The sequence below is a fragment of the Cryomorphaceae bacterium genome (assembly GCA_007695365.1).
In the GTDB taxonomy this organism is placed as follows: domain Bacteria; phylum Bacteroidota; class Bacteroidia; order Flavobacteriales_D; family SKUL01; genus SKUL01.
On sequence record REDV01000109.1, the window covers coordinates 1 to 2,742 of the forward strand.

General features: G+C 48.7%; 3 protein-coding genes. All 3 read right to left on the reverse strand.

Going from position 1 to position 2,742, the window contains the following annotated elements; genetic code table 11:
* Positions 1–130: 130 nt before the first annotated feature.
* Positions 131–1,696, reverse strand: a complete 1,566-nt coding sequence (locus EA392_11745) for a T9SS C-terminal target domain-containing protein (GenBank protein ID TVR37856.1) — start codon at positions 1,694–1,696, stop codon at positions 131–133.
* A 65-nt stretch (positions 1,697–1,761) separates the two neighbouring features.
* Positions 1,762–2,499 carry a T9SS C-terminal target domain-containing protein gene (locus EA392_11750; protein TVR37857.1) on the reverse strand — a complete coding sequence of 246 codons (738 nt, stop codon included), beginning with the start codon at positions 2,497–2,499 and terminating at the stop codon, positions 1,762–1,764.
* 31 nt (positions 2,500–2,530) lie between these two features.
* Positions 2,531–2,742 (reverse strand): T9SS C-terminal target domain-containing protein (locus tag EA392_11755; protein ID TVR37858.1); only part of this gene is annotated, 212 nt, incomplete at its 5' end.

Consider the following 2,742-nt stretch of genomic DNA (forward strand, 5'->3'; position numbering starts at 1 on the left):
AGCACTGGATGGCGTAATACCACTCCGCGTTCTCGGGAAACCAAACAGGTTGTGCCTGGGTGTTGAAACTTACAGCTACCAAAAGTGGTAACACAAAAACTTTGATGGATTTAAACATAGTGAGTTGGTTTTAGTGTTTTACAATTCTCTGTGAATAGCGGCTTTTGCCGTTGCTGACCTGCAACACGTACATGCCGGTTTGCAGTGAGGTAAGGGATAGTTGCATGGTGGTTGAGCCCCGCGATGACTCCTGTAAAACGAGGGCACCGGTGAGGTCAAAAACGTGAAGGCTCCACACTTCATGAGCGGGTTCTTCGGGCATTTCAAACCAAACATAGTCTGCAGCAGGATTGGGGAAAACTTTCAATTCAGAACCCCTGGTGTGCTCTTCCACGCTCACCGGCTCCGGCAACAGCCGCACCAACCCCCACTGGTCGTGGCCATCGTAGCGCGAAAAACGCCCGCCGACCATCAGCCCGCCGTTCTCCAGGTGCACTATGCGGTTAACCGCAGGAACGTTGATAATCGGGTTACTTCCGTTTTGCCAGTTGGCAGTATCGGCTCCCTGGCGGTGGAAAACATTTTGAACAAGCGACCCGTCTTGATTGAGCTTGGCGATATTGCCGCGTGGCTGACCATCTACAGTACGAAACCTACCGCCAATGATCAGTGATCCATCTGGTTCAAAAGCTATGGTAAAAATTGAACCAGGATAATGCTCACCGTCATTGATGTTATAATAAGCCAATTCACCGACCTGAAAGGTGGAATCTATAGAACCGTCAGCAAGCAACCGCAAATGCTTTAACCCGAGCAGCGAGTAGGCAAATCCGGGTTCAATCCGGCTGATATACAGCCTGTTTTGATCATCTATCGCTCCGTGCAGCTTTTGAGGGTGCGATCCTCTAATAATACGCACACTCCACGTATAGTCAGGGAATGGCGACTGAAAAGTGGTATCCACGCTAAAGTCTGTGTTCAACCGGGCAATATTGGGCGATTCAAATCCTTCAATAAAATTGAACTCACCCGTAACCATCCATTTACCATCCAATGTAGGGTATAAATCGATAAGGTTTGTATGGAAAGGTTCCTCGCATTTGAGCGGCTCAAAAGTAAGGTCCGGGCTACCATCGGGATGTACTCGTACCAGTTGGCGGCGATCTTCGAGGTTATTGGTATCCGGGCTAAAGCGGCCAGCCACCAATATTCTGTTGTCTTCCAGTATCTGGTACATATTAACATGCGGGGTTGGCGGAGCACTGGGTATGTATGGTACATAGCTTAAATCAAAAAAAGGTGCGGAAGGTGGAATACCATTGGCATCGACTGGCACCAAGGTGTTGGGTATCCGATAAAGATACCCCTCCTGATAGAATAGCATTAAAGAAACTGAGATCGGGTCACCTGGAATAGCAAATGACTCGTCAATAGAACCGTCGTTGAAAAATCGCACCCCTTTTTTGATACTGTATGGCGCATTAAACTGAAACCCCCCCGTTATGGTGTATCGGCCGTCGGCATGAACAAGAATCGAATTTGCACTTGACCCACTTGAACCTCCAATTACATTCGGAGGAGTAAAACCAGGATCATAGAAGTAGTCCATGGTTTGTCCGGTAGTTGTTGCCGCAGAAACTGACCATATCCAAATCAGCAAAAAGTGACGGCACATTATTTTAAAGGTCAATTCCATAGTAGTCGCAAGATATACAAAACTCCCCGGAAACAGAACCTGTTCCGGGGAGCATTATTTAATCATTATTGAATCACTACCTTGCCCGAATGTACTTTGCGTTCGCCTTCATACACATCGTAAACATAAATACCGGGGGTTACTTTTCGGGTGTCCCAAAGTTGTTGTCCCTCCCGTGCTTTGCCTAAATCGAAAGTTTGAACAACAGCGCCGTTTTGATTAAAAACCCTGAGCAATCGCTGTGGTGCATTTTCGCGGAAAAACGAATAACTAAACGTCAGGTAATCTTTGGCCGGGTTGGGGAAGGCGCTTACTTTATCCAGGTCGGAAAGCAATTCTTCCAACGGGGGTAAAGGCTTCTTGTTTCCGGCAGACATGCTTTTTGGTAAAGCGGGGCCAGGGAGACAATGCTGGTAGAAAAAGCACAATGCCTTGCGCGCACGCAAAGCGCCCATGCCGCCATCCGCATCGAGTGCTATGGACTCCAGTTGCGCCAGTTCAACAGAATCGAGCGAGGCAATATTCCGATCATTTCGGTAGGCATCATCCAATAGGTTGAAAAACGCCTGCATAGCTTTCCATTCATCTTTCTGGCTATCGGATAACTTGTAGTTATGCGGAATGGAATCGATAATGTTCAGGGCAGCCGTATTTTCTCCAGTACGCAACAATCGGCCCGCCAGGTTGTACTTGCCGGTGGGTGAATCCATTTGCCCCAGGTAGTACAACAAGCTGTCGTTATGTATTCCGTTCAACGTGTCACTGGTGTACAACTGAATAATAAAGTTGTAGTTTCTGCTCATCACAACCACCCAAAGTCACCCACAACTTTAGCTACCTCACCACCACCTTCGCCCTTACTGCGCTCTCTCCCCTGCGGGCCTCTATAATGTACAGTCCCGGCGGGTGTGGCAGCCTCAGCGGCTCATGGCTGCTGTATTGCGTGTGGCGCTGCACCAATTGGCCCACCGAATTGTACACGCTTACCTCTGCGTGAAAGGCAAAGGCCGGCGGCAAATCAAGCCAAACGTGTTGGGTGGTGGGGT

What these genes read in the sequence shown, in the direction of transcription:
- EA392_11745 (TVR37856.1), bottom strand. Translation starts at nt 1,696, where the DNA reads ATGGAATTGACCTTTAAAATAATGTGCCGTCACTTTTTGCTGATTTGG.
- EA392_11750 (TVR37857.1), bottom strand. Translation starts at nt 2,499, where the DNA reads ATGAGCAGAAACTACAACTTTATTATTCAGTTGTACACCAGTGACACG.